The sequence below is a fragment of the Cryobacterium sp. Hh38 genome, from assembly GCF_004403235.1.
Lineage (GTDB): Bacteria > Actinomycetota > Actinomycetes > Actinomycetales > Microbacteriaceae > Cryobacterium > Cryobacterium levicorallinum.
In genome coordinates, this window is record NZ_SOHD01000049.1 from 57,216 (window position 1) to 79,391 (window position 22,176).

Here is a 22,176-nt window from a genome sequence, read left to right on the forward strand (position 1 = left end):
CAGCCGCTCGACCGTGATCTTGCGGTGATCGAACACGTTGTCGATTGCCATCGCCAGATCCCAGTTGATCCGGCCACGCTGGAAGAGGTTCGGAACGGCGTCGTAAATTTGCGAGATGCTGGTGCCATCACTGTCGTGGATAAGCCCGACGTTCTTGGCGTGGGCATCTTTGTTTCCAATGAGAACGTGAAAAACCAGTTGCCGCAACCATTGCGTCGTGGCAGTCGCTGATTCCCGGAAGGTTCCCGTCAACTCGGCGATGCGCAGTGCGCTCGGCCTGTTCTGGTTCATGGGCGACCGGGCCTCCTGAAACTTTACGTCGGAGTCGCGCCAGTCCAGGCCCAGGGCTTGGGTGACATCATCCTGATGTACGAGGGTAACGTTTCGGCCAGAGACCAGACGGTCGAATCGTTCGATAGCCAAGAACGTGGTCTGGCCCAGGGTTATTACCTCGCTGCTGAATTGAGAGAGCCCCATGTGCCGGGCGAGTTCATGGCTATAGAACTCGTTGTAGATTCCCCCGGGCCGGGATTGCAGTTGCGGTTTGAGGATGTGCGTCGAGTGGGGTCGACCGTGAGGCTCGTGCCAATCGGAATCAAATCGCGCTGGTTGCCGTCCGGCGCATAGCCGCCGAAAAAGTTGGAGACCAAGGTGGCGTCTGGGCGAGTACCCGGAAGAGACGCGAACGATTCGGTCAGGGTGATCGAGCCAGGCCAGTAGTCGCTGTCCCAAGTGAAAATGATGCGGTGCATGTCGTGCTGCCGGCTGCTCCGATAGGTTTCCACCACGCCGTGATAGTCCTCGTGGAGGAAGACGGACAGTGCGTCAGACATGATCGTCGGTCTTGTCACTGAGAGTGTATGAAATGGTGATGGTGATGCCGAGCGTGTTCAGGGCGCGAAAGAGCCGGGTGATATAGAGATTGGGTCGCCCCTTCTCCAACTCCTGCAAATATTGGCGGGAGATGGCGAGGTCCTGAGCGAGGTCGTCTTGGCGGATGCCTCGGGACTCGCGAACGGCCTTGATCACGGCGCCGAGGTCGCGGAATTTCGTCACCGCCACGGTATTCATTTCAGGCCTCTCGTTCGCGGGGCCGGGGGTAGCCCCTAGCTATGTAGGCATACTCTTGCAGACATGCATGGAAGAATAAGCTTGCATGCAGGTATGTACGGATATTCTTGCACCGGGCATCCGCTTGTTTAGCCTTTGGGGGCCTTGATGTATTTGCGGATAGCGCGGATGACTACAAAGGCCAGCCCGAGGAGCACGATGGCGCTGCCGATGTAGCCGAACGTTGCGGTCATGCCGGTGGCTTCAAGCGGGAGCAACGCGTGCAGGTCTGTGAAACTCATTACTCAAGCCAACCACAGTGTGGCGTGCGCGCGGTACGAAAAAGCGCCCCCGTTCCGAAAGAACGAGGGCGCCTGATCAAGCGGAAACTACTACTCGCGGGTGAGCACGAAGATGCGCAGCATCTCGACATAGAGCCAGACGACGGTCATGATAATGCCGAACGCGCCGGTCCAGCCGTACTTGCGCGGCAGGCGGTTGTTGACGCCCTTCTGGATGAAATCGAAGTCGAGCACGAGCGAGTACGCGGCCAGCAGCACCGCGAGCAGGCCGATGAGGATGCCGAGCTTGATGTCGAAGCCGAGAATGCTGATGCTCGCACTGCGCATGCCGAAGGCCTGATCGCTGCCGCCGACAATCATCATTCCCACGTTGATCAGCGAGAACGCGGCGTAGCCGATCATGGCGATCAAGAAGATCTTGGTGGCCTTCTTCGAGGCGCGAATCTTGCCGCTCTTGAACAGTGCGAGCGTGACGCCGACCACGACGAGAGTGGCGAGAACCGCCTGCATCACGACGCCCCCGTAGATGTCTTCAAAGACGCGGGAGATGCCACCGACAAACAAGCCCTGGGCCCCGGCGAAGGCGAGGATCAGCGGAGCCGACGGCTCCTTCTTGAAGGTGTTGACCAGGCCGAGCACGAAGCCGGCGATGGCACCCAGAATGAACAGGAACGGCAGCACCGGGGTGGCGACCCAGGAGATCATGGCCGCCACGAGCAGCAGCGCGAAGCCGAGGCCGGTCTTGGTTATGGTGTCTTCGTAGGTCATGCGTTCGGTGTCCTGTGAACCGGCGGCGGGCCGGTTGTACATCGACTGCAGATCGTTGTCAGAGAGGGCCTGCGACGACGCCACTGCGCCACGAGCGCCGAACGCTTCGTTGCGGGAGAAAGCGGGGTTGGAGGATGCCATGGGTTGCTGTACTCACAATCAGCTGATGGGTCATTCGGTTGCGCGCGGGCGAACCGACACGCAGCGCCTGGTGCGGCACTGCGTTAAAGGTACCCGAGAGCGCATTCGAATGTGCTGGGGATCAGCCGATTTGCAGCAATTCAAGCCGTGATCTGGCACCCGTTTCGCTGCAAGCGGATGCCGGCCCCCAGCATCCGTTCTGCTGGCGCGGTTAGCCTGACACCATGCAACCGATCGTCATTGGCCACCGCGGGGCAAGCGGCCACCGGCCCGAACACACGCGCTCAGCTTTCAATTTGGCCTTCGCGCTCGGCGCCGACGCCGTCGAACCTGACCTGGTCGCCACCCGCGACGGCGTGCTCGTCATTCGCCACGAAAACGAAATCTCCGGCACAACGGATGTCGCCACTCGCGCCGAATTCGCCGCTCGCCGCGCCGAGAAAATCGTTGACGGCAAGGCGATCACCGGCTGGTTCACCGAGGATTTCACCTGGGAGGAACTGCGCACCCTGCGCGCCCGGGAACGGCTGCCAGCCCTGCGACAGAGCAATACGACCTTCGACGACCAGCACCCGATTCTGCGCCTGCGCGACCTGTTCGACCTCGTCGACGCCGCGGATGAGCAGACAGACCGAACACTCGGGATCGTCGCCGAGATCAAACACGCCAATTATTTTGCCGCGCTCGACCTGCCACTTCCCGAACTGTTCGCGGCCGAGGTCTCCGCGGCCGGCTGGAACACCGACCGGCTCACCGTGGAGAGCTTTGAACCGACCGTGCTCGCCCAGGTTCGGGCTCAGGGCGTGCGTGGCAAACGCGTCTTCCTGATCGAAGACGAGGGGTACCCCGTCGACCAGGTCGCGGAGTACGGCGCCGGCGCGCTCAGCTACGCCGACCACCTCACGGCCGACGGGCTCGCGAGCCTCGCCGCTGGCCGCTCGGCTGGCGGGTCCCGCAGCAGTATGGGCTCCAGTACCGCCACGAGTGATATCGGCGTCGATGGCATCAGCGTGCCCAAATCGCTCATCCTCGAAACGGATGCTGCGGGTGACGTGACCGGGGCATCCGCTCTGGTGGACGAAGCCCACGCTGCCGGGCTCGAGATCTACTGCTGGACCCTGCGGCCGGAAAACAAATTCCTGGCAAAAACCTTTCGCAGCGGTACCCGCAAGGGCGACTTCGGACACTGGCAGTCGGAGTTCCGCGTCATTCTCGGCTCCGGCATCGACGGGGTATTCGCCGACCACCCGGATCTGGCCGTGCACGTGCGCGACGCGTTCTGAGCGGCTGCCAGCGTCTCGTAATCCATGTGTTCCGACACGCGTAGGTTTCGAGACACCGCAAACACGAATCGAAGTGAAACGCGCGCGCTGCACGGTGTTTTCGGGCTCAGAGTGGCCCGGGAGTCGAATCCGTTACGGGACGGTCTCGCACAATTGTCGAGTGCCGGGCGACGCGCGTTGAGACGGGATGCGGGATCGCTCGGTGCCGCCCGAGATGGGTGCCCTGAGGAAAGATTGTGGAGACTCAGCGGACAGTCACCGAAACCTGAGGAACCTGAGTGGGGTCTCAGAACTTCTCAGGTCGGAGTACCTCGACATCGCTCACGAAGAGGATCATGGCGTAGTTGTCGTAGTAATGCTCCTGAAAATGGGCGGCGATTTCTTCAGCCGTCGCTGCGTCGCACACCACCTCGATGCGGATGTTCCCATTTGTTTCCCAGCCGGCGTTGCGAGTACCACGACTCCCCTTGCCACGAGCGTCAGTGATGGTGTACCCGTGGGCGTGAAGCCGATCGATATCCCGGACAAGAGTGCTTTCGAGGGCGGCTTCGGTGACAACGGTCAACAGCTTGCGGGTATGGCTTTGCATCGGGTTCAACCTTTCGCGAACGTATGAGCCCACACGGCGAGTGCGTGGTACAGCGGGATCCCGATCAGGACATTGAACGGAAATGTTATCCCGAGCGCACCGGCCAGGGAGAGGGTGGGGTTTGCGTCGGGTACAGAGATGCGCATGGCTGCCGGTACCGCGATGTAGGACGCACTGGCCGCCAGAGTTGCCAGGATGGTCGTTCCTCCGATGGAGAGGCCCAAAGACCACCCCAGCCACGTTCCCACCAGCGCTGAAAAAAGCGGCATTGCGATGGCAAAGACCACCAGAAAGGGGCCATGTCGGCGCAGGCTTCCCATCTGTGTGGCCATAATCAAGCCCATCTCCAGCAGAAAAAGAGCGAGAATTCCTTTGAAGAGGTCCACGAATAACGGTTGGATGGACGACAGCCCGTCCGGGCCAGCTACCCAGCCGATGAGTAGTCCGCCCAGGAGCAGCACGATGCCTTTCCCCAGAAACACTTCATGGGCGATCGACTTCCACCGGGTCTCGCGCGAGATGCCTCGCGCGAGCACAATTCCCACCAGAATTGCTGGCACTTCCAGCAGCACTAGAAGCAGCGGCATGTGCTCTTCGAACGAGATCTGCTGGCTGCCGAGGTAGGCGACGGCGACGGCGTAGGTGCCCACGCTCACGGAACCGTAGTGGGCGGCGATAGAGGCTGCATCCGCTCGCTTGAAACGGCCCAGATAGCGCAGCACCGGGAACGCGACCAGGGTGAGGCCAAAACCCATGGCCACCACGGCGAGCATCTGCGGCAACAGGCTGGCGAAAGGCTGCCTGGCGAGTTCCACGCCGCCTTTGAGACCAATGGCCAGCAGCAGCACGATGCTGACGAACTCGTAAATCGCCGCCGGAAGACGCAATTCTGAACGCAGGAGGCCGGCCACGGCTCCGAGCAGGAAGAAGAGAATGATGGGATCGATCACATTGTGGCTCTCTTATTTACTCTGCTCGAAGTGTGAAGAAGCGGCGCGACTCCATGGTGACCAACCCCGTCAATGCACGCTGACCAATACGTGCTAAGTATAGCGTGCATTGTGGAGCGTGTGTCGGCTATGGTGAGATGATGGCCGACTGGACCTTTCTTACTAATCACGCACACGTTTTGCTCTGCGTTTCTCAAGACCCCGGCATGCGATTGCGCGATATCGCAGTAGAAGTGGGGATCACCGAACGCGCCGCCCAGCGAATAATCGCCGAACTCGTCGCAGATGGCTATCTCACGCGTCAACGCGACGGGCGGCGCAACAGTTATCAGCTCTACCCAGACTTACCGCTTCGACATCCCTTGGAACGCCACCACCAAATTGGTGAGCTTCTCAGAGCCCTTGGATCCGTCAACCGTGAGTAGCCACCGCGGTCGAAACCGCCAGCCGCGTGCGGTGTGGCCCGGTCGACGAACAGTCTGTGCCAACAGCTCGTGCTCAGCAGGGCAGGTGAGATGTGGTCTTCAATGATTCAGGGAATTCGGACTCGAGCTCCATCTACTCCGGTAAACGGGTCGCTCTGCTGACCCAACATGGTAAGGAGCGCGTGGTCGGTCCTGTGTTGGAGCGGGAGCTTGGTTGCCGGGTCGAACACATCGTGGGCTACGACACGGATCTACTCGGTACTTTCACCCGCGATATCCCCCGCTCCGGCACACAGCTTGAGGCAGCACGCAAGAAAGCGCGCGTGGGCATGGAATTGTCGGCATTACCCCTGGGCCTTGCCAGCGAGGGGTCGTTTGGTCAGGATCCGTTCATGGGGATGTTCCCCTGGAACGTTGAATTCCTGATCTGGATCGACCGTGAGCGCGACTTGGAGGTCGTCGGCGTGGCGCAAGGCAAAGCGAATTTCTCCCACCTGCTGACGGCGGACTGGGCAGCCGCCGAAACGTTCGCCCTCAAATCGAGGTTCCCCGAACACCACGTGGTCGTACGCCCGGAAAGCGAGCACGACCCCCGCATCCGCAAGGGAATCGCCGCCTGGGCGGAACTGGAAAACACCTTTGCGTGGGCGCTGGCGCAATCGGAAAACGGCCACGTGTTTCTCGAAACGGACGTGCGCGCCCACGCCAATCCGACGCGTATGGAAAACATCCGTCTCGCGGCCGAAGACCTCGCACAGAAACTACGTTCCCTGTGTCCAGCCTGCGGCACCCCAGGTTTCTGGAAGGTAGAGCGGGTGGCAGGACTGCCCTGCAGCGACTGCTCCGCGCCCACGAACGAGACCCGTGCTGAAACTCATGGATGCCTCATCTGCCCGCATCGCCACACTCGCGAGTTCACCGACCGAAGCTACGCCGACCCGCGTTTTTGCGACAACTGCAACCCGTGATGTTGCCCATGCCCTCGACACGCTGGTCGCGCACCTGATGTGCGGCAGGCCAGCCACGAGAGCCGCATGGGTTTTAGATCAATACCGTTCAGCTAAGCGTTTGAATGGTGATTTCTGGGGCGTGGAGGGGTTGCGGCCATTGGGCGTGGCGGAAGCGGCCAAGAGAAGAAGGAGATAGTCCTCCTCCGCGTTTATGTCGTCGACAAGCTCGACCTCGTCAACGTCTGCGCGGTGGGGTTCACGGTTGTCGCCCCTGCGATCATCCATCCAGTTGACTCGATCAGCAAACGTCGGGGCGTCGCTAAACTCCATAACCCGACCCGCCCGCGTGTCAGGGGCCTCGCCTACACTGGAAATCGACATGATCACACCTCTTCACGCGGAATCCGCGCCCGCCACCGCCGGCCGCTCGGCTACGCCGATCATTCTCGATTCCAATGGGTATGCGGGCACCGGCAACGCCCAGCAGAGCCCGCTGCTCGACGGGCTCAACCCGCAGCAGAAAGAAGCCGTCGAATACCGCGGCCAGGCGCTGCTCATCATCGCCGGCGCCGGGTCGGGCAAGACCAGCGTGCTCACCCGTCGGGTGGCGAGCCTGCTCGAAACGCGGGATGCCTGGCCGAGCCAGATTCTCGCGATCACGTTCACCAACAAGGCGGCCGCTGAAATGCGCGAGCGGGTGCACGCCATCCTCGGCCAAGCGTCCGACGGAATGTGGATCAGCACCTTCCACTCCTCCTGCGTGCGCATTCTGCGCCGCGAAGCCGAGAAGATCGGTCTGTCGAGCACCTTCAGCATCTACGACTCGGCCGACAGCAAGGTCACGCTCAAGCGCATCATCAAGGGTCTCGACGCCGACACCTACGGCTTCACGCCCGGATCGGCGGGCGCCAAGATCTCCAAGCTCAAGAACGAACTCGCCGACGCCGATTCCTATGCCCGCAACGCGAACATGAGCGACCCGCAGGAGGTCATGTTCGTCGAGATTTTTCGGCAGTACTCCGCCCGGCTGCGTGCCGCGAGCGCGCTCGACTTCGACGACCTCATCGGTGAGACCGTGTACCTGTTTCGTGCGTTCCCCAAGGTCGCCGCGCTCTACCGGCGGCGGTTTCGGCACCTGCTGGTCGACGAATACCAGGACACCAACCACGCTCAGTACGCCCTCGTGCACGAGCTCACCCGGCCGGTCACGGCCGAACTCGCTCAGGAGATGGAAGACGACGGTGTGCACGTGCGCAATTTGCGCGACGGCAGTGGCGCCATTCCCGGCGCCTCGCTCACCGTGGTCGGTGACTCCGACCAGTCCATCTACGCCTTCCGTGGCGCCGACACCCGCAATATCAGCGGCTTCGAGCGGGACTACCCCGGAGCGAAGGTGATTCTGCTCGAGCAGAACTACCGGTCGACCCAGAACATCCTCTCAGCGGCGAACGCCGTGATCGGCCACAACTTCGACCGCACCGACAAAAAATTGTGGAGTGCGGGCGGCGACGGCGAGAAAATCGTCGGTTTCACGGCGTATTCCGGGCACGACGAAGCCCAGTTCGTCTCCGACGAGATCCAGGTGCTGCACGCGGCCGGCATGGCCTACCGCGACATGGCCGTGTTCTACCGCACCAACGCGCAGACCCGAGCGCTCGAAGAAATCCTGGTGCGCTCGGCCACACCGTACCGGGTGGTCGGCGGCACCAAATTCTATGAGCGGGCCGAAATCAAGGATGCCCTGGCCTACCTCATCGCCGTCGCCAACCCGGTCGACGAACTCGCCCTGCGCCGCATTCTGAACACCCCCAAGCGCGGTATCGGCCCGGCCACCGAGACCGCACTGTCGAGCTTTGCCGACGATAACGAGCTCACCTTTCGGCAGGCAATGCGCAATTGCGCCGCACTGGGTCTCGGCCCGAAGGTGACCGGCACCATCCTCAAACTGGCCGAACTGCTCGATGCCGCCGCGCTCCTGCTTGTGCCGACGTCGGTCACCGATGACGGCGTGCCGGTCGGCGGCTCCAACGTCTCCGACGTGCTCGAGTTTCTGTTGGGCGGCAGCGGACTGCTGGCCGTGCTGCGGGGCAGCCGTGACCCGCAAGACGAGGTGCGGGCCGAGAACATCGAGGAGCTCGTCGCCCAGACCAAGGACTTCAACAAGGAGAACCCCGACGGCGGTCTTGTCGACTTTCTCACCCAGGTGTCACTCGTGGCCGCCGCTGACGACCTCGACGACGCGTCGGGAACGGTGTCGTTGATGACGCTGCACACTGCGAAGGGCCTCGAATACGAGGCCGTGTTCCTCACCGGCGTTGAGGAGGGGCTGCTGCCGCATCAGATGTCGGCGAACGAGCCGGGCGGTCCGGCTGAAGAGCGCCGCCTGTTCTATGTGGGCATCACCCGCGCGCGCAAGCGGCTTTACCTCTCACTTGCCATGACCCGGGCCCAGTTCGGCGATATCAACGTGGCGATGCCGAGCCGCTACCTGCAGGAGATCCCGGCCGAGCTGATCGACTGGAAGCAGTCGCCGGGAATGGCCAACTCGCGCGGCGGCACCCAGCCGCGCGCTCTGAACGCGCGCCGCGATGGCGGCTTCGGTGGCTTTGGCAACTCTTTGACTAGTTCGAGCGACGGTTACGGCGGGCGCAAAGGTTACGGCACCAGCGCGAAGCCGGCCGGCCTGCCGCCGGGCAAGCCGAAGACGGAGTGGGCGAACAAGATCACCGGAACGGTGCGCGACAACGGCAGCCTCGAACTGGCGGCGGGCGACCGCATCCGCCACCACGACTTCGGCGAGGGCCGGGTCAACCAGGTCACCGGCGAAGGAACCAAGCGCATCGCGCACGTGCAGTTCGACACAGCGGGCGCCAAAAAGCTGTTGATCAAGATCGCTCCAATCGAAAAGATCTAGCGCCAAGCCCGCCAAGCCCGAAAGCTTGTGGCTGTGGGCGCGCTCCCTGCGCGGCTTCCAGTTCGAGGTCGCTACCCGGGCCGCGGTCGCCGCGGCGCTGCCGCTCAGCGTGCTCGTCCTCACCGGCCAGCTCGACTGGGCCGCCTAAGCGGCGTTCGACTCGCTGACGGCGCTGTTCGGCCGCAACGAGCCCTATCGGGTGCGGCTGCGCGCGTTCATCCCGGTGCGATCCGCGACGCTCAGGTGGGGGTCTCAATCGCCCAAAACGTGGCCGGCGCGCTCGCCGCCGGTTCGCTCGCGCTCGTGGCGGGCGTCGGGCATCCGTATTGGGCCGTGGTCAGTGTCGTTGCGGTCTTGCCGCCGCCCGGCGCGAAGCACTCCGTCTCGCGGGCATTTCACCGCATGATCGGCACGACCCTCGGCGTCGTTGTGACCGCGCTCGTGCTGTTGCCGGGCCCGCCGGTCGCCGTGCTCATTCTGGTCGTCGCGCTCGGTCAGTTCGGTGCCGAGATTCTGATCGGCCGCCACTACGGCGCCGCCCTGCTGTTCGTGACCCCGCTCGCCCTCACCGTGGTGCACCTCACGAGCCCGGTGCCGGTGCCGGCGTTGCTCGTCGATCGCGTGTTGGAGACAATACTCGGCAGCGTCGTCGCCCTGGTCATTGTGCTGCTCGTGCGCGCGCAGGCCCGGAGACGACCGGAGCTGCCGGGGTAGTCGATAACGGGGCTGTCGGGATTCACTCAAAGCTGCCGTCGCCCCCATTTACCCCGCGAAAATGAGGCATAGACGACACACAGGCCGTTCACAGGTCATCGATAGGCCATCGATGGGCAGTGGCTCGATGCTCTATTCATGAGCCTCGACACGCGCACCACCCGCACCGGCCCGGCGCTGCTGCATCCGGCCTACAAAAAGCGGATGCGACTGGCCGACACCCTGCAGATCCTCTGCGTGGCGTCGGTCGCCATCGTCATCGCCATCTTTCTCGCCGACGGGGGAGCCGCCCGCTTTTCGACCCCGGCCGACGTGTTCACCTCGCTCGGAATTGTCGCGGGCCTGGTCGGCACCGACCTGCTGCTCGTGATGCTCGTGCTGGCCGCGCGCCTGCCTCCGGTCGCCCGCGCCTTCGGGCACGATCAGGCGATGGCCGTGCACCAGTCGCTCGGCAAGCCCGCCCTCTACCTCATCCTCGGCCATGCCGTGCTGCTCATCACCGGTTACGCGCTCGCTGAAAATGTGAATGTTTTCATCGAGGCCTGGAACATGTTCACAGGCCTGCCCGACATGCCGCTCGCCTTTCTCGGCCTCGCGCTCATGATCGGCGTCGTCGTGACCTCGCTCGTCGTGGTGCGCCGAAAGTTTCGCTACGAGGCCTGGCACGCTGTGCACCTGCTGGCCTACCTCTCGGTGCTCGTCGCCATTCCGCACCAGTTAAGCGTCGGTGGCCTGCTCAGCGAGGGTTCCATCGCCCGTTACTACTGGCTGGCCCTGTACGTTGCGGTCGCCGGAAGCATCGTCGTGTTTCGCTTCCTGCTGCCGGTAGTGCGCTCAGCGCGGCACCAGCTTCGGGTGGCTTCGATCGAGCAGGTCGCACCCGGTGTGGTCTCGATCACCCTGACCGGACGAAAGCTGGAGCAGCTGCGCGCGACATCAGGACAGTTCTTCATTTGGCGGTTCTGGGCGCACGGACTCTGGTGGCAGGCACACCCGTTTTCCCTGTCCTCCGCCCCGAGCGGGCGGGGCCTGCGCGTCACCGTGCGCGGTCTCGGGGACGCCTCCCGGCAGCTGCCCCAACTGGCGCGTGGCACCCGGGTGAGCTTCGAAGGCCCGTATGGCCTGTTCACCGAAAACGCCCGCACGTCGCCGCGGGTCGTGCTGATCGCGGCCGGCATCGGCGTGGCGCCCATCCGCTCCCTGCTGGAAACGGTCTCGTTCGCGCCGGGCCACGCCACCGTGCTGCTCCGCTCGCACTCGGTCGGCGACACCTACCTGGTCGACGAACTGACGGACCTCTGCCGGGTGCGCGGCGCGCAGCTGCGCGTCATCGCCGGCAAACGACCCAAGGGAGTCAGCACCTGGCTGCCAGCGGATGCCGCCAAAGCCGGGATCACCCTGAAGAAGATCGTGCCGGAACTGACCAGCAGCGACATCTATATCTGCGGCCCCCGGCCGTGGACCGACGCCGTCGTGCGCGATGCCCGTTCCGGCGGGGTTCCCAAGAAGCAGATCCACTACGAAAGGTTCGACTGGTGAGAGCACGTGCAGTAGCCCTGGCCACCCTGGCCTCCGTCTCGATCGTCGGCATAGGCTGGCAGCTGGGCTCCCAGGCGATCGACGTCTCGCAGAGCCTGACCGCCTTCACCGGCGGCACCGCGACGGCTGCGACAGTGACCGCCACAACGGATGCCGCGGCGCAGGCCGCCGCCACGGCCAAAGCGGCTGCTGATGCCGCAGCTGCGGCGAAGGCTCAGGCCGACGCCGCGAACACTGCAGCGTCAGCCCAGGCTGCAGCGGATGCCGCTGATGCCTCCACCGCCGCGGCGAACACTGCCGCCACAGCCCAGGCCGCCGCGACAGCCGCTGCCGCGTCAGCGGCCGCGCAGTCCGGAACCTTCACCGGCGCGGTGGTGCAGACCCAATTCGGCAACATGCAGGTGTCGGTGACCATCGCCAACGGCGCGATCACCGAGGTCACTCCGCTGCAGCTGACCAACCGCGGCGGCCGATCGGTCGCCATCAGCAACCAGGCCGCGCCGATTCTGCGATCCGAGGTGCTCGCCGCGCAGTCCGCGAACGTGCAAAGCGTCAGCGGCGCCACCTACACGACCCAGGGCTACCTGCGGTCCCTGCAATCAGCCCTCGACACGGCGGGCTTTTAAACGTGGCCGCCATCGGATCCGATCACGAACGCACACTCGCCGGCTCGCCGGTGCGTCCCGCGCCCGGGCTGCCGCACGCGGTGGAGTCCGCCCGTGTGGCAGCCCGCACGGCCGCCCGCGCATCGGTCGATCGCACCTGGCCAGCGCTGACTTTCGAGACGATGGGCACGATGGTGAGCCTGCGGCTGGCCGATTCCGATGCGCACACCGTGGGGGAGAGCGCTCGGGTCGAAGCCGCAGAACTCGCCAAGGCGATGTTTCGGCGCTGGGATGAGCGGTTCAGCCTATACCGGGACGACTCGGAGCTGAGCCGGATCGCGCGTGGGGACATCCGTTTGACGGATTCGAGTGCGAGTGTGCGGGACGCTTACGCGCTCGCGCTGACCTGGCGCGACCGCAGCAATGGCGTGTTCACACCGCATCGCGCCGATGGTGTGATCGATCTCTCCGGGGTGGTGAAGGCGCTTGCGATAGCTGAGGCCGGTGCGGCGTTGACCTCTCGGGGTCTGCTCAACTGGTCCATAAATGCGGGCGGCGATGTTCTGGTCAGCGGCGAGCCGAAAGGTCGGTTTGGAGCGTGGGAGTTCGGCGACGGCGCGATGTCGACCGGGCACGGGGTGGCCGTTCCGGCAGTGGTCACCGAGCATCCGGAGTGGGTCGTGGCGATAGTCAATCCGGCCTACCGAGGTGACGTGCTGGCCAGCGTGCCGCTGCGGCATCCGCTTCGCGCGGTAGCGACGTCGGGCAGCGCGGAACGCGGCGAACACATCTGGACGGCGCTGAACGGGGAGTTATCGCCGTTTCGCCAGGTAAGCGTGTTCGCCGCCGACATTGTCACGGCAGATGTGCTCGCGACGGCGATCGTGGCCGGCGGCGAAGCGACGCTGAACGAGATGACCGCGCGGTTCGCCATCGACGTGCTTGCCGTGCTGCGCGACGGCCAATTGCTCGCGACACCGGGGCTGCACCGTGCCGAGTAGACCGGCCCGGACAGATAGCTCGCCCTGCTTGAAGCCCCATGGGCGTGGGGTGCCGTGACCTGCGAAATATCCGCGCTCACGTCAAAGAGAGGCAGATCATGAGCGATGCCAATGAGTTCTGGAGCGACGAGAACCGGAAAATCGACGATCTCGACCGGGATTTGGACCGGGAGAACGACGACCAGGATTTGGCGGGGCCGGATGCGGATGACCGCAGTATCGACCTTGATCTTGACCCCGACCTGTACCCCGACATCGACTTCGACAACGACGACAGCTACTGACCGTCAGTCCGTATCGGCACCGGCAATCACGTCAAGCGGATGCTCCAGATCATCCTGCGGCAGGCGAAACAGGAGCGTCGCGGTCGGTCCTGGCTCCTGGCGCCGAGAATACTCCCGGCCGCCCATGCCGCCTCTCGCGCCGCCAAGTGAAGGAGTCAACGAGACCTCTGGGGTACGAGACGGCTGGGGTATCAGACCGGGGCGGGCATCCGCTTGCGAGAAGTGCGACGCACCAGCGCGGCGATGGCGCGCCAGCCGAGCAGGAAGATGCCGAGCACGATGGTCGTGACGATCGCGAAACTGAGCTGAACGCCCTGGCCGCCAGCGAGGCGCAGCAGGAGGCCGCCGGCCACCGTTGCGATCCAGATGCCGAGGCCGGTCCAGACCACGCTGAGCGGGTGGCGCCAGGCGCGCAGCAACAGCCAGCCGATGATCAGCCCGCCGAGAAATGGCCAGGCAGTCACGCCCAGGCCGGCCAGGGTCTCGCCGTGGCTCAGTCGACCGATCGCGGCGAACAACAGCACGAGGGCGGCGTCGAGCACACCCGCGGTGACGATGGATTGTCGAGACATGGTTTCAGCCTAGATGCGCTAGACGTTGCCGCCGATCAGTGCACCGATGACATAGGTGACCGCGAGGGCGAGGATGCCGCCGATGACAATTCGGGCGATCGCGCGCGGTTTCGGGCTGTTGCCGAGGTGCGCGCTGAGCCAACCGGTGATAACGAGGGCGATCAGCACCGCGACGAAGGTGGCCGCGATGCGCCATTCGGCCGGGGGCAGCAGGACGGCGAGCAGGGGGAGCGCCGCGCCGACGGTGAAGGCGATAGCGGATGCGTATGCTGCGTGCCAGGGATTGGAGACGTCCTGCTCGGTGATGTGCAGTTCAACCTCGAGGTGCGCGCCGAGGGCATCATGCTCGGTCAGTTCGACCGCGACCTGCTGGGCAGTCTGGGGCGACAGGCCCTTGGCCTGGTAGAAGCCGGCGAGTTCGGCGAGTTCCTCGTCGGGCTCGTTTTCAAGTTCCCAGGTTTCCTTCGCGATCAGGGCGCGTTCGGAGTCGCGCTGGCTGCTCACCGACACGTACTCCCCGAGCGCCATCGAGATCGCCCCGGCGAGCAGGCTCGCGACACCGGCGATGAGGATGACGTGGGAATCCGTGGTCGCGGCGGCGACACCGACGACGAGGGCGGCGACAGAGACGATGCCGTCATTCGCGCCGAGAACTCCGGCGCGCAGCCAGTTCAACCGTGAGGCAAGGCCGGCGGCGTGTGGTTCCACCACGTGAGACAAATTGGTCATGAGTAAGGATAGGCAGGGTGTCGAGGCCTGGTCCAGCAAGGTGTGGCTAGCCTTGCGCGGGCGGTTGGCGTGGGCGGACGCGGATTCAGGGTGCGACCCGACGCCTGATTCACGCGATAGAGTTTCAGATGGTCGGTATGTCTTGATGTCGAGCTATTTTGCGGCAACGACTGCTGTCACCAACAATCTCAATTACCCATCATCATGTAGCGATCTACCGGCACCGGCAGGTGATCGCCACGACGCGGATTGGAAGAGCAGCGTGGACCTTTACGAATACCAAGCGAGAGACCTCTTTGAGGAATATGGTGTACCGGTTCTGCCGGGCATTATCGCCGACACCCCCGCCGAAGTGCGTGCAGCGGCCGAGAAGCTCGGCGGCGTTGTCGTCGTCAAAGCGCAGGTCAAGGTCGGCGGCCGCGGCAAGGCCGGCGGTGTCAAGGTAGCCAAGACTCCGGATGACGCCGAGGCCGCAGGCCAGGGCATCCTGGGCCTGGACATCAAGGGCCACACCGTGCACCGCGTCATGGTGGCGAGAGGCGCCCGCATCAAGCAGGAGTTCTACTTCTCCGTGCTGCTGGACCGGTCCAACCGCTCCTACCTGTCGCTCGCCAGCTACGAGGGTGGCGTCGAGATCGAAATTCTCGCCGTCGAGAAGCCCGAAGCGCTCGCCTACACGGCCGTCGACCCCGCGGTCGGCATCGACCTCGCCGTCGCGAAGCAGATCGCGATCGACGCAAAGTTCCCGGCCGAGCTCGTCGACAAGGTCGCTCCGGTCTTCGTCAAGCTCTACGACGTATTCACGGGTGAAGACGCGACCCTGGTCGAGGTCAACCCGCTCGTCCTCACCGAAGAGGGCGACATCATCGCCCTCGATGGCAAGGTCACGATCGACGAGAACGCCGATTTCCGTCACCCCAAGCACGCCCTCCTCGAGGACGCTGCCGCGGCTGACCCGCTCGAAGCCAAGGCAAAGGCCGCCGGCCTCAACTACGTCAAGCTCGACGGTGAAGTCGGTATCATCGGCAACGGCGCTGGACTCGTCATGTCAACCCTTGACGTTGTCGCCTACGCCGGCGAGAACTTCGGCAGTGTCAAGCCGGCCAACTTCCTCGACATCGGGGGCGGAGCATCCGCTGAGGTCATGGCTGCCGGCCTCGACGTTATTCTCGGTGACCCGCAGGTCAAGAGCGTGTTCGTTAATGTCTTCGGCGGCATCACCGCCTGTGACGCTGTCGCCAAGGGTATCGTGGGCGCGCTCGCCGAGCTTGGAAGCGCCGCCAACAAGCCGCTCGTGGTGCGCCTCGATGGCAACAACGTCGAGGAGGGTCGTCGTATCCTCGCCGAGGCGAACCACCCGCTCGTAACACTGGCCGCCACTATGGACGAGGGCGCCGCCAAGGCCGCCGAACTCGCCCACGCAGCGAAGTAAGGGACAACAATGTCAATCTTCCTCAACAAGGATTCCAAGGTCATCGTTCAGGGCATCACCGGAGGTGAGGGCACCAAGCACACCGCCCTCATGCTCAAGGCCGGTACCCAGGTCGTCGGTGGCGTCAACGCCCGCAAGGCCGGCACCACCGTCGTGCACGGCAACGTCGAACTCCCCGTCTTCGGCACGGTCAAGGAAGCCGTCGAGAAGACCGGCGCCGACGTGTCGATCATCTTCGTACCGCCGGTGTTCACCAAGGACGCCGTTATCGAAGCGATCGACGCCGAGATTCCGCTGCTCGTCATCATCACCGAGGGTGTCCCGGTGCAGGACTCGGCCGAGTTCTGGGCCTACGCCATCAAAAAGGGCAACAAGACCCGCATTATCGGCCCGAACTGCCCCGGCATCATCACGCCCGGTGAAGCACTCGTCGGCATCACCCCGGCCAATATCACCGTCAAAGGCCCGGTCGGACTCGTCTCCAAGTCGGGCACCCTGACCTACCAGATGATGTACGAACTGCGCGACCTCGGCTTCTCCACCGCGATCGGTATCGGTGGCGACCCCATCATCGGCACCACGCACATCGATGCCCTCGAGGCCTTCGAGAACGACCCGGAGACGCTCGCCATCGTCATGATCGGCGAAATCGGCGGCGACGCTGAAGAAAAGGCCGCCGAGTACATCAAGGCGCACGTCACGAAGCCGGTCATCGGCTACGTGGCCGGTTTCACCGCCCCCGAGGGGAAGACCATGGGCCACGCCGGCGCCATCGTCTCCGACGGAGCCGGAACCGCCCAGGGCAAGAAGGAGGCCCTCGAGGCCGCCGGGGTCAAGGTCGGCAAGACGCCGAGCGAGGCTGCGACCCTGCTGCGCGAGGCACTTGCCGCACTGTAAGTAGAACGTTTGAGGGGCTCGCCGGGTGACCGGCGGGCCCCTTTCTACGTGCGGCCTTGGCAAGCATTGTCACCGGGGCGATATAGGCTCACAACGGATGAACCGCATAACGACCGCCCTGCTCGCCGCTCTTGAGGCATTACTTGTTGTCGCCATCGGCATCGGCATCGCCATGGTGCCGCTCACCATACTCTGGGCCGCCCACTTCGGCCTGTCCGTCGAATGGTTCGTGTTCTGGCGGGCCGCGGCCGATATCTGGCTGCTCGGCAACGGTGTCGACCTCACGGTGCAGCTCGGCCCGGACGTGGCGGCCGCGCTCGGCCTGGCGGGTGCCGACACCCCTTTTCTGGTCACCGTCGTGCCGCTCGGCTTCGCCATGCTCTCCGTACTCATGGGCATGCACACCGGCCGTCGCGCCGCCGAAACCCCGCACCGCTGGACCGGCGTCGGCGTCGCCGTGGGCACCTACGCCGTCCTCGCCGCGCTGGTGACCCTGTCCGCCGTCTCGGAGACGGTCACGCCCAACCAGCTGCAGGGGCTTCTGCTGCCGACGCTCATCTATGCGGTCGGCGTTGTGGTCGGGGCGGAACTGGGGCGGCGCCAGACCGTGGAAGTGGCGGAGCGTCTGGATCCGGTGAGCCGGCGCATCCGCTCGTGGTATCGAAAGCTGCCGCATACCACCCGCATCGTGATCGCCGGGTCCCTGCGCGGCGGAACCGCTGCCGCCGCGGGGGTGCTGATCGTGTCGGCCGCGACCGTGGCCGTGCTTATCGCTCTCAACTATGCGACCATCATCGGGCTGTACGAGGCGGTGCAGGCCGGGGTATTCGGCGGCGCCACGATCACCCTCGCGCAGCTCGCGCTCATTCCCAACCTCGTCATCTGGGCCGCAGCCTGGTTCATTGGCCCGGGAATCGCGATGGGAGTCGGCACCAGTGTCTCGCCGATCGGCACCGTGGTGGGCACCTTGCCCGGCCTGCCCATCTTCGGCGCGCTGCCGCAGGGCACGCCGGCCTACGGATTTATCGGGCTGCTCGTTCCGGTGCTGATCGGCTTCGCATTCGCGGTCGTGACCCGGCAACGGCTGGCTCTCCCCGATGTGCCCGAGCGACGTGTGGCCGAACGAAGTGCGATCGAACACATTCTCACCGGCCTAGGCATGGGGGTGGTCGCCGGAGCGCTGCTCGGACTGCTCTCCTGGTGGTCGGCCGGCGCGATGGGCCCCGGCCGCCTCGTCGAGGTCGGCCCGAATCCGCTGCTGGTCGGCGCGCTCGCCGCAGCCGAAATCGGTGTCGCTGCGGCCCTCGGCATGCTTGCCGGCCGGGTGCGAGTCCCGTCGGGGCTCCCGGTCAAACGGTAAGCTCAAACGGTGCTGTCTATTGTCGTGCTGATCTCCGGCGGAGGATCCAACCTGCGAGCCCTGCTCGAGGTGTCCGAAGACGCCGAATTTCCGGCGCGAGTCATCGCGATCGGCGCCGACCGCGACGCCGACGGGCTGGAGCTCGGGATCGAATTCGGAATCCCGGCCTTCTCCGTTCCCTTCTCGTCGTTTAAAGACCGGGCGGCCTGGGGCGACGAACTGCTCGCCCAGATTCAGCAGTGGCAGCCCGACCTGGTCATACTCAGCGGCATGATGCGACTGCTGCCGCCGCGCGTCGTCGCCGCGCTGTCGCCGAACCTGATCAACACGCATCCGGCCTATCTGCCCGAATTTCCGGGAGCCCACGCCGTGCGTGACGCCCTCGCCGCCGGCGCCGTGCAGACCGGCGCGAGCATCATCGTCGTTGATAACGGCGTCGACGAGGGCCCCATTCTCGTCCAGGAACGCGTCGATATCGAGCCCGGCGACACCGAAACTTCCCTGCAGAATCGCATCAAGATCGTCGAACGACGCCTACTCATCCAGGCCGTGCTCGACATCGCAAACGGACATATGAACCTCAAGGAGAACTCCAAAGCATGAGTGGACACACCAACGCGCCCAGCACGTACCGTAACCGGGACCAGATCACCATCGAGCGCGCACTCATCTCCGTGAGCGACAAGACCGGCCTGCTCGACCTGGCCGCCGCCCTCAAAGCGGATGGCGTCGAAATCGTTTCCACCGGATCCACCGCGGCCACGATCCGCGCCGCCGGCTACGACGTCACCGACGTGTCGGCCGTCACCGGGTTTCCGGAATCACTCGACGGCCGGGTCAAGACCCTGCACCCGGGCGTGCACGCCGGCATCCTCGCCGACCTGCGCCTCGAAACCCATGAAGCGCAGCTGGCCGAGCTCGGCATCAAGGCCTTCCAGCTCGTTGTCGTCAACCTGTATCCGTTCGTGGAAACCGCCCTGAGCGGTGCCGAACCGGCCGATGTGATCGAGCAGATCGACATCGGCGGACCGGCGCTCGTGCGGGCATCCGCTAAAAACCACGCCAACGTGGCGATCGTCGTCGACCCGGCCAGCTACGGTGAGATCATCGAGGCCGTCGCTGCTGGCGGTTCGACCCTCAAGCTGCGCCAGAAGCTCGCCTCGCTCGCCTTTGAGCACACCGCCGATTACGACCTGAGCGTGTCGGCCTGGTTCACCGAAAACGTCTACGACCAGTGGCAGGACGACGTCGAGGCGCTCGATGAGGACGTCGAGTTTGCGGCGGCCGACGACGACGAGGACGAGGAAGAGGCGCCGTTCCCCGAGGGGCTCGGCATCGAGGTCACCCGCGAAGCAATTCTGCGCTACGGCGAGAACTCGCACCAGGCCGCCGCGCTGTACGTCGGCGAGGGGGGCCGCGGCATCGCCCAGGCCCGACAGCTGCACGGCAAGGAAATGTCGTACAACAACTACGTCGATGCGGATTCCGCGGTGCGGGCCGCCTTCGACTTCAGCGAGCCGGCCGTCGCGATCGTCAAGCACGCCAACCCGTGCGGAATCGCCATCGCCAAGCCCAACGCGCCGGACGGAATCGCTTCAGCCCACCTGCGTGCGCACGCCTGCGACCCGATCTCCGCGTTCGGCGGCGTGATCGCTGCGAACCGCGTCGTCACGCTCGCCATGGCTGAAACGGTCAACGGAATCTTCACCGAGGTGCTCGTCGCCCCGGGATTCGAGCCGGCTGCGGTCGAGCTGCTCACCCAGAAGAAGAACATTCGCCTGCTCGAGCTGCCGGCCGACTACGAGCGTTCCTCGCTCGAACTGCACCAGATCTCGGGCGGCCTGCTCGTGCAGCAGACCGACAGCTTTGAAGAATTCAGCTCGGCCGGCTGGACCCTCGTGGCCGGCCCCGAAGTGGATGCCGCTACTCGCACCGACCTGGAATTCGCGTGGAAGTCCTGCCGTTCCGTGAAGTCGAACGCCATTCTGCTCGCGCATGCCGGGGCATCCGTCGGGGTGGGAATGGGCCAGGTCAATCGGGTCGACTCTTGCCACCTCGCCGTGAGCCGCGCCGGCGAGCGGGCCGAGGGATCGGTCGCCGCCTCTGACGCATTCTTCCCCTTCGCTGACGGGCTCGAAGTTCTGCTCGTCGCCGGAATCAAGGCCGTCGTGCAGCCCGGCGGATCGGTGCGCGACCCCGAAGTCATCGCCGCAGCCACCGCGGCCGGCGTCTCGATGTACTTCACCGGAGAGCGCCACTTCTTCCACTAGAGCGCGCGCAGAGCACCCTGAATCTCGCAGTCAGGGTGCTTTTTGCGTACCCGGGCCGCGCAGGTGTTCCCCCCCGCTGCGCGTGCCAGTTATCCTGTTCGAGGCGGTGCCACATAACGGCGCCACCGCACTCGGCTCACAAGGCCCGATACAACGGAGTTTCCATGACCCTCACGCACCCAGCCGCCGCCCTCGATTCCCTCGCACAGATTCCACTTTCCCACGAGAAAGTGCTGATCACGACGGGAGAACGCTCAGGGCTCCTGATCACGGTCGCCGTTCATTCCACCCGGCTCGGCCAGGCCCTCGGCGGTGCGCGCCTGTGGCAGTACGCCACCTGGACCGACGCCGTAGCCGACGCCCTGCGCCTTTCTGCCGCCATGACCCTCAAGAACGCGGCCGCGGGCCTCAATCTCGGCGGCGGCAAATCGGTCATCTACTTGCCGCTCGGCACCGTGCTGACCGATGCCGAGAAGCGCCTGGCGATGCTCGACCTCGGCGACGCGATCGAGAGCCTGAACGGCGCGTACATGACCGCCGAAGACGTCGGCACGAGCGCCGAACTCATGGCGATCGTCGCCGAACGCACGAACCATGTCTGCGGGCTGCCCGCCGCGAGCGGCGGCGTCGGCGAACCGGCCGATGCAACGGCGGCCGGCGTCTACGCGAGCATCGAATCCACCCTGGAGGCGCTCTTCGGCAGCCGGGAGGTACGCGGCCGCCACCTCGTCATCTCCGGACTCGGCCAGGTTGGCGGACGCCTGGCCCGAGCCCTCGCCGCGGCCGGGGCCACGCTCACCGTCACGGATATCAACCCCGACAAGCACGCCCTGGCCGAAGAGCTCGGAGCGAGCTGGGTGTCGGTCGCTGACGCGCACCGCGTGCACGCCGACCTGTTCGTACCGTGCGGCCTCGGCGGCGTGCTGACGTCCGGCGTTATCGCGGAGTTGAACGTGCTGGGCGTGTGCGGCGCCGCCAACAACCAGCTCGCGGTGCCTGCCGGAGCGGACCAGCTGGGCGCGCGAGGCATCCTCTGGGCACCGGATTTCGTCGTCAACGCCGGGGGAGTCGTCTACCTCGCCATGGCGAGCGAGCCGAACGCCGACCTTGGCCAGATCACGGCCCGCGTCGCTGCTATCGGCACCGTGCTGACGCAGATCTTCACGGATGCCCGCGCGAGCGAGATCACGACGCTCGCGGCCGCCGAGATGCTCGCCGCTGCACGCCTGCACGCCGCCCGGTAGCCTCTTCAGTCCCTGGGCGTATTCAGGACTGCGCCCGAAACGGGTGGCCGCTACGCCGATTACCGGACCGCTGCCGATATCGGGCGCGGCCACGGGCACGGCCACGGGCGCGGCCACGGGCGCGGCCACGGGCGCGGCCACGGGCACGGCCACGGGC

25 protein-coding genes and 1 pseudogene are annotated in these 22,176 nt (G+C 65.0%); 16 read left to right on the forward strand and 10 right to left on the reverse strand.

Translation table 11 applies throughout. The annotated features are described in order from the left end of the window. Positions 1-3: 3 nt before the first annotated feature. The 5 genes and pseudogenes from E3T41_RS19135 to E3T41_RS17600 form a co-directional block, all read right to left on the reverse strand. Positions 4-552 (reverse strand): annotated as a pseudogene (locus tag E3T41_RS19135) (HipA domain-containing protein); the annotation flags it as partial. After that, the gene (locus E3T41_RS18100; RefSeq protein ID WP_166791607.1) at positions 447-833 is read right to left on the reverse strand and encodes a hypothetical protein; all 387 of its coding nucleotides are present in this window, start codon (positions 831-833) and stop codon (positions 447-449) included. The pseudogene E3T41_RS19135 and the gene E3T41_RS18100, both read right to left, overlap by 106 nt. Then, positions 826-1,071 (reverse strand): helix-turn-helix domain-containing protein, encoded by a 246-nt coding sequence (locus E3T41_RS17595; protein WP_134468425.1) that lies wholly within the window; start codon positions 1,069-1,071, stop codon positions 826-828. The genes E3T41_RS18100 and E3T41_RS17595 overlap by 8 nt, the downstream gene beginning before the upstream one ends. Before the next feature lie 128 nt (positions 1,072-1,199). Beyond that, positions 1,200-1,352, reverse strand: coding sequence for a hypothetical protein (locus E3T41_RS18105; protein WP_158251615.1), 153 nt, complete (start codon positions 1,350-1,352; stop codon positions 1,200-1,202). Between the two features lie 90 nt (positions 1,353-1,442). Then, complete coding sequence (locus tag E3T41_RS17600) at positions 1,443-2,261, reverse strand: Bax inhibitor-1/YccA family protein (RefSeq protein ID WP_134479503.1); 819 nt, start codon at positions 2,259-2,261, stop codon at positions 1,443-1,445. 224 nt (positions 2,262-2,485) lie between these two features. On the opposite strand from E3T41_RS17600, the gene E3T41_RS17605 reads away from it, so the two are divergent. Next, positions 2,486-3,544 carry a glycerophosphodiester phosphodiesterase family protein gene (locus E3T41_RS17605; RefSeq protein ID WP_134479504.1) on the forward strand — a complete coding sequence of 353 codons (1,059 nt, stop codon included), beginning with the start codon at positions 2,486-2,488 and terminating at the stop codon, positions 3,542-3,544. A gap of 286 nt (positions 3,545-3,830) precedes the next feature. Here the strand turns inward: E3T41_RS17605 and E3T41_RS17610 are convergent, their stop codons facing one another. Both E3T41_RS17610 and E3T41_RS17615 read right to left on the reverse strand, forming a co-directional pair. After that, entirely contained in the window at positions 3,831-4,133 is a 303-nt protein-coding gene (locus E3T41_RS17610) for a transcriptional regulator (RefSeq protein ID WP_092449578.1), read from the reverse strand. Positions 4,134-4,138: 5 nt separating this feature from the next. Continuing rightward, positions 4,139-5,083: a sodium-dependent bicarbonate transport family permease gene (locus tag E3T41_RS17615; protein ID WP_092449580.1), complete on the reverse strand. Its 945-nt coding sequence runs from the start codon at positions 5,081-5,083 to the stop codon at positions 4,139-4,141. Positions 5,084-5,223: 140 nt separating this feature from the next. Here E3T41_RS17615 and E3T41_RS17620 point away from each other — a divergent pair, with 140 nt between their 5' ends. Together E3T41_RS17620 and E3T41_RS17625 are read left to right on the forward strand one after the other, a co-directional pair. Beyond that, positions 5,224-5,508, forward strand: a complete 285-nt coding sequence (locus tag E3T41_RS17620) for a helix-turn-helix domain-containing protein (RefSeq protein ID WP_092449785.1) — start codon at positions 5,224-5,226, stop codon at positions 5,506-5,508. Between the two features lie 92 nt (positions 5,509-5,600). Then, on the forward strand, positions 5,601-6,476 hold the full coding sequence (locus E3T41_RS17625) for a DUF6671 family protein (protein WP_134479505.1): 876 nt from the start codon (positions 5,601-5,603) through the stop codon (positions 6,474-6,476). 78 nt (positions 6,477-6,554) lie between these two features. Here the strand turns inward: E3T41_RS17625 and E3T41_RS17630 are convergent, their stop codons facing one another. Further along, positions 6,555-6,839: a hypothetical protein gene (locus E3T41_RS17630; RefSeq protein WP_134479506.1), complete on the reverse strand. Its 285-nt coding sequence runs from the start codon at positions 6,837-6,839 to the stop codon at positions 6,555-6,557. Between E3T41_RS17630 and E3T41_RS17635 the strand changes: the two genes are divergently transcribed. The 7 genes from E3T41_RS17635 (at position 6,838) to E3T41_RS17660 (ending at position 13,515) form a co-directional block, all read left to right on the forward strand. Continuing rightward, the gene (locus E3T41_RS17635; RefSeq protein ID WP_134479507.1) at positions 6,838-9,372 is read left to right on the forward strand and encodes an ATP-dependent helicase; all 2,535 of its coding nucleotides are present in this window, start codon (positions 6,838-6,840) and stop codon (positions 9,370-9,372) included. The genes E3T41_RS17630 and E3T41_RS17635 overlap by 2 nt on opposite strands. Positions 9,373-9,397: 25 nt before the next feature. Then, positions 9,398-9,520 (forward strand): hypothetical protein, encoded by a 123-nt coding sequence (locus E3T41_RS18800; protein WP_255411840.1) that lies wholly within the window; start codon positions 9,398-9,400, stop codon positions 9,518-9,520. Between the two features lie 95 nt (positions 9,521-9,615). Continuing rightward, complete coding sequence (locus E3T41_RS17640; RefSeq protein WP_166791610.1) at positions 9,616-10,086, forward strand: FUSC family protein; 471 nt, start codon at positions 9,616-9,618, stop codon at positions 10,084-10,086. A 138-nt stretch (positions 10,087-10,224) separates the two neighbouring features. Then, the gene (locus tag E3T41_RS17645; protein WP_241991233.1) at positions 10,225-11,625 is read left to right on the forward strand and encodes a ferric reductase-like transmembrane domain-containing protein; all 1,401 of its coding nucleotides are present in this window, start codon (positions 10,225-10,227) and stop codon (positions 11,623-11,625) included. Then, positions 11,622-12,251, forward strand: a complete 630-nt coding sequence (locus E3T41_RS18705) for an FMN-binding protein (protein WP_233195163.1) — start codon at positions 11,622-11,624, stop codon at positions 12,249-12,251. The genes E3T41_RS17645 and E3T41_RS18705 overlap by 4 nt, the downstream gene beginning before the upstream one ends. 2 nt (positions 12,252-12,253) lie before the next feature. Continuing rightward, positions 12,254-13,231, forward strand: a complete 978-nt coding sequence (locus tag E3T41_RS17655) for an FAD:protein FMN transferase (RefSeq protein ID WP_241991234.1) — start codon at positions 12,254-12,256, stop codon at positions 13,229-13,231. A 98-nt stretch (positions 13,232-13,329) separates the two neighbouring features. Next, entirely contained in the window at positions 13,330-13,515 is a 186-nt protein-coding gene (locus E3T41_RS17660) for a hypothetical protein (protein ID WP_134479509.1), read from the forward strand. Between the two features lie 191 nt (positions 13,516-13,706). Here E3T41_RS17660 and E3T41_RS17665 read toward each other — a convergent pair whose 3' ends face one another. Continuing rightward, positions 13,707-14,087, reverse strand: a complete 381-nt coding sequence (locus E3T41_RS17665; RefSeq protein ID WP_092449592.1) for a DUF3054 domain-containing protein — start codon at positions 14,085-14,087, stop codon at positions 13,707-13,709. 18 nt (positions 14,088-14,105) lie between these two features. Beyond that, positions 14,106-14,816, reverse strand: coding sequence for a VIT family protein (locus E3T41_RS17670; RefSeq protein ID WP_092449594.1), 711 nt, complete (start codon positions 14,814-14,816; stop codon positions 14,106-14,108). Between the two features lie 262 nt (positions 14,817-15,078). Here E3T41_RS17670 and sucC point away from each other — a divergent pair, with 262 nt between their 5' ends. The 6 genes from sucC (at position 15,079) to E3T41_RS17700 (ending at position 22,019) form a co-directional block, all read left to right on the forward strand. Then, positions 15,079-16,248, forward strand: coding sequence for an ADP-forming succinate--CoA ligase subunit beta (sucC, locus tag E3T41_RS17675; RefSeq protein WP_134479510.1), 1,170 nt, complete (start codon positions 15,079-15,081; stop codon positions 16,246-16,248). A 9-nt stretch (positions 16,249-16,257) separates the two neighbouring features. After that, a complete protein-coding gene (gene sucD, locus E3T41_RS17680) occupies positions 16,258-17,145 on the forward strand; it encodes a succinate--CoA ligase subunit alpha (protein WP_092449599.1) in 888 nt (295 codons plus the stop codon). A 97-nt stretch (positions 17,146-17,242) separates the two neighbouring features. Then, positions 17,243-18,505, forward strand: a complete 1,263-nt coding sequence (locus tag E3T41_RS17685; protein ID WP_092449601.1) for a DUF6350 family protein — start codon at positions 17,243-17,245, stop codon at positions 18,503-18,505. A 9-nt stretch (positions 18,506-18,514) separates the two neighbouring features. Then, positions 18,515-19,108: a phosphoribosylglycinamide formyltransferase gene (gene purN / locus E3T41_RS17690; protein ID WP_092449603.1), complete on the forward strand. Its 594-nt coding sequence runs from the start codon at positions 18,515-18,517 to the stop codon at positions 19,106-19,108. Further along, positions 19,105-20,775 (forward strand): bifunctional phosphoribosylaminoimidazolecarboxamide formyltransferase/IMP cyclohydrolase, encoded by a 1,671-nt coding sequence (gene purH / locus E3T41_RS17695; protein ID WP_092449606.1) that lies wholly within the window; start codon positions 19,105-19,107, stop codon positions 20,773-20,775. The genes purN and purH overlap by 4 nt, the downstream gene beginning before the upstream one ends. Positions 20,776-20,939: 164 nt before the next feature. Beyond that, entirely contained in the window at positions 20,940-22,019 is a 1,080-nt protein-coding gene (locus tag E3T41_RS17700) for a Glu/Leu/Phe/Val dehydrogenase dimerization domain-containing protein (protein ID WP_092449608.1), read from the forward strand. Positions 22,020-22,176: the final 157 nt, after the last annotated feature.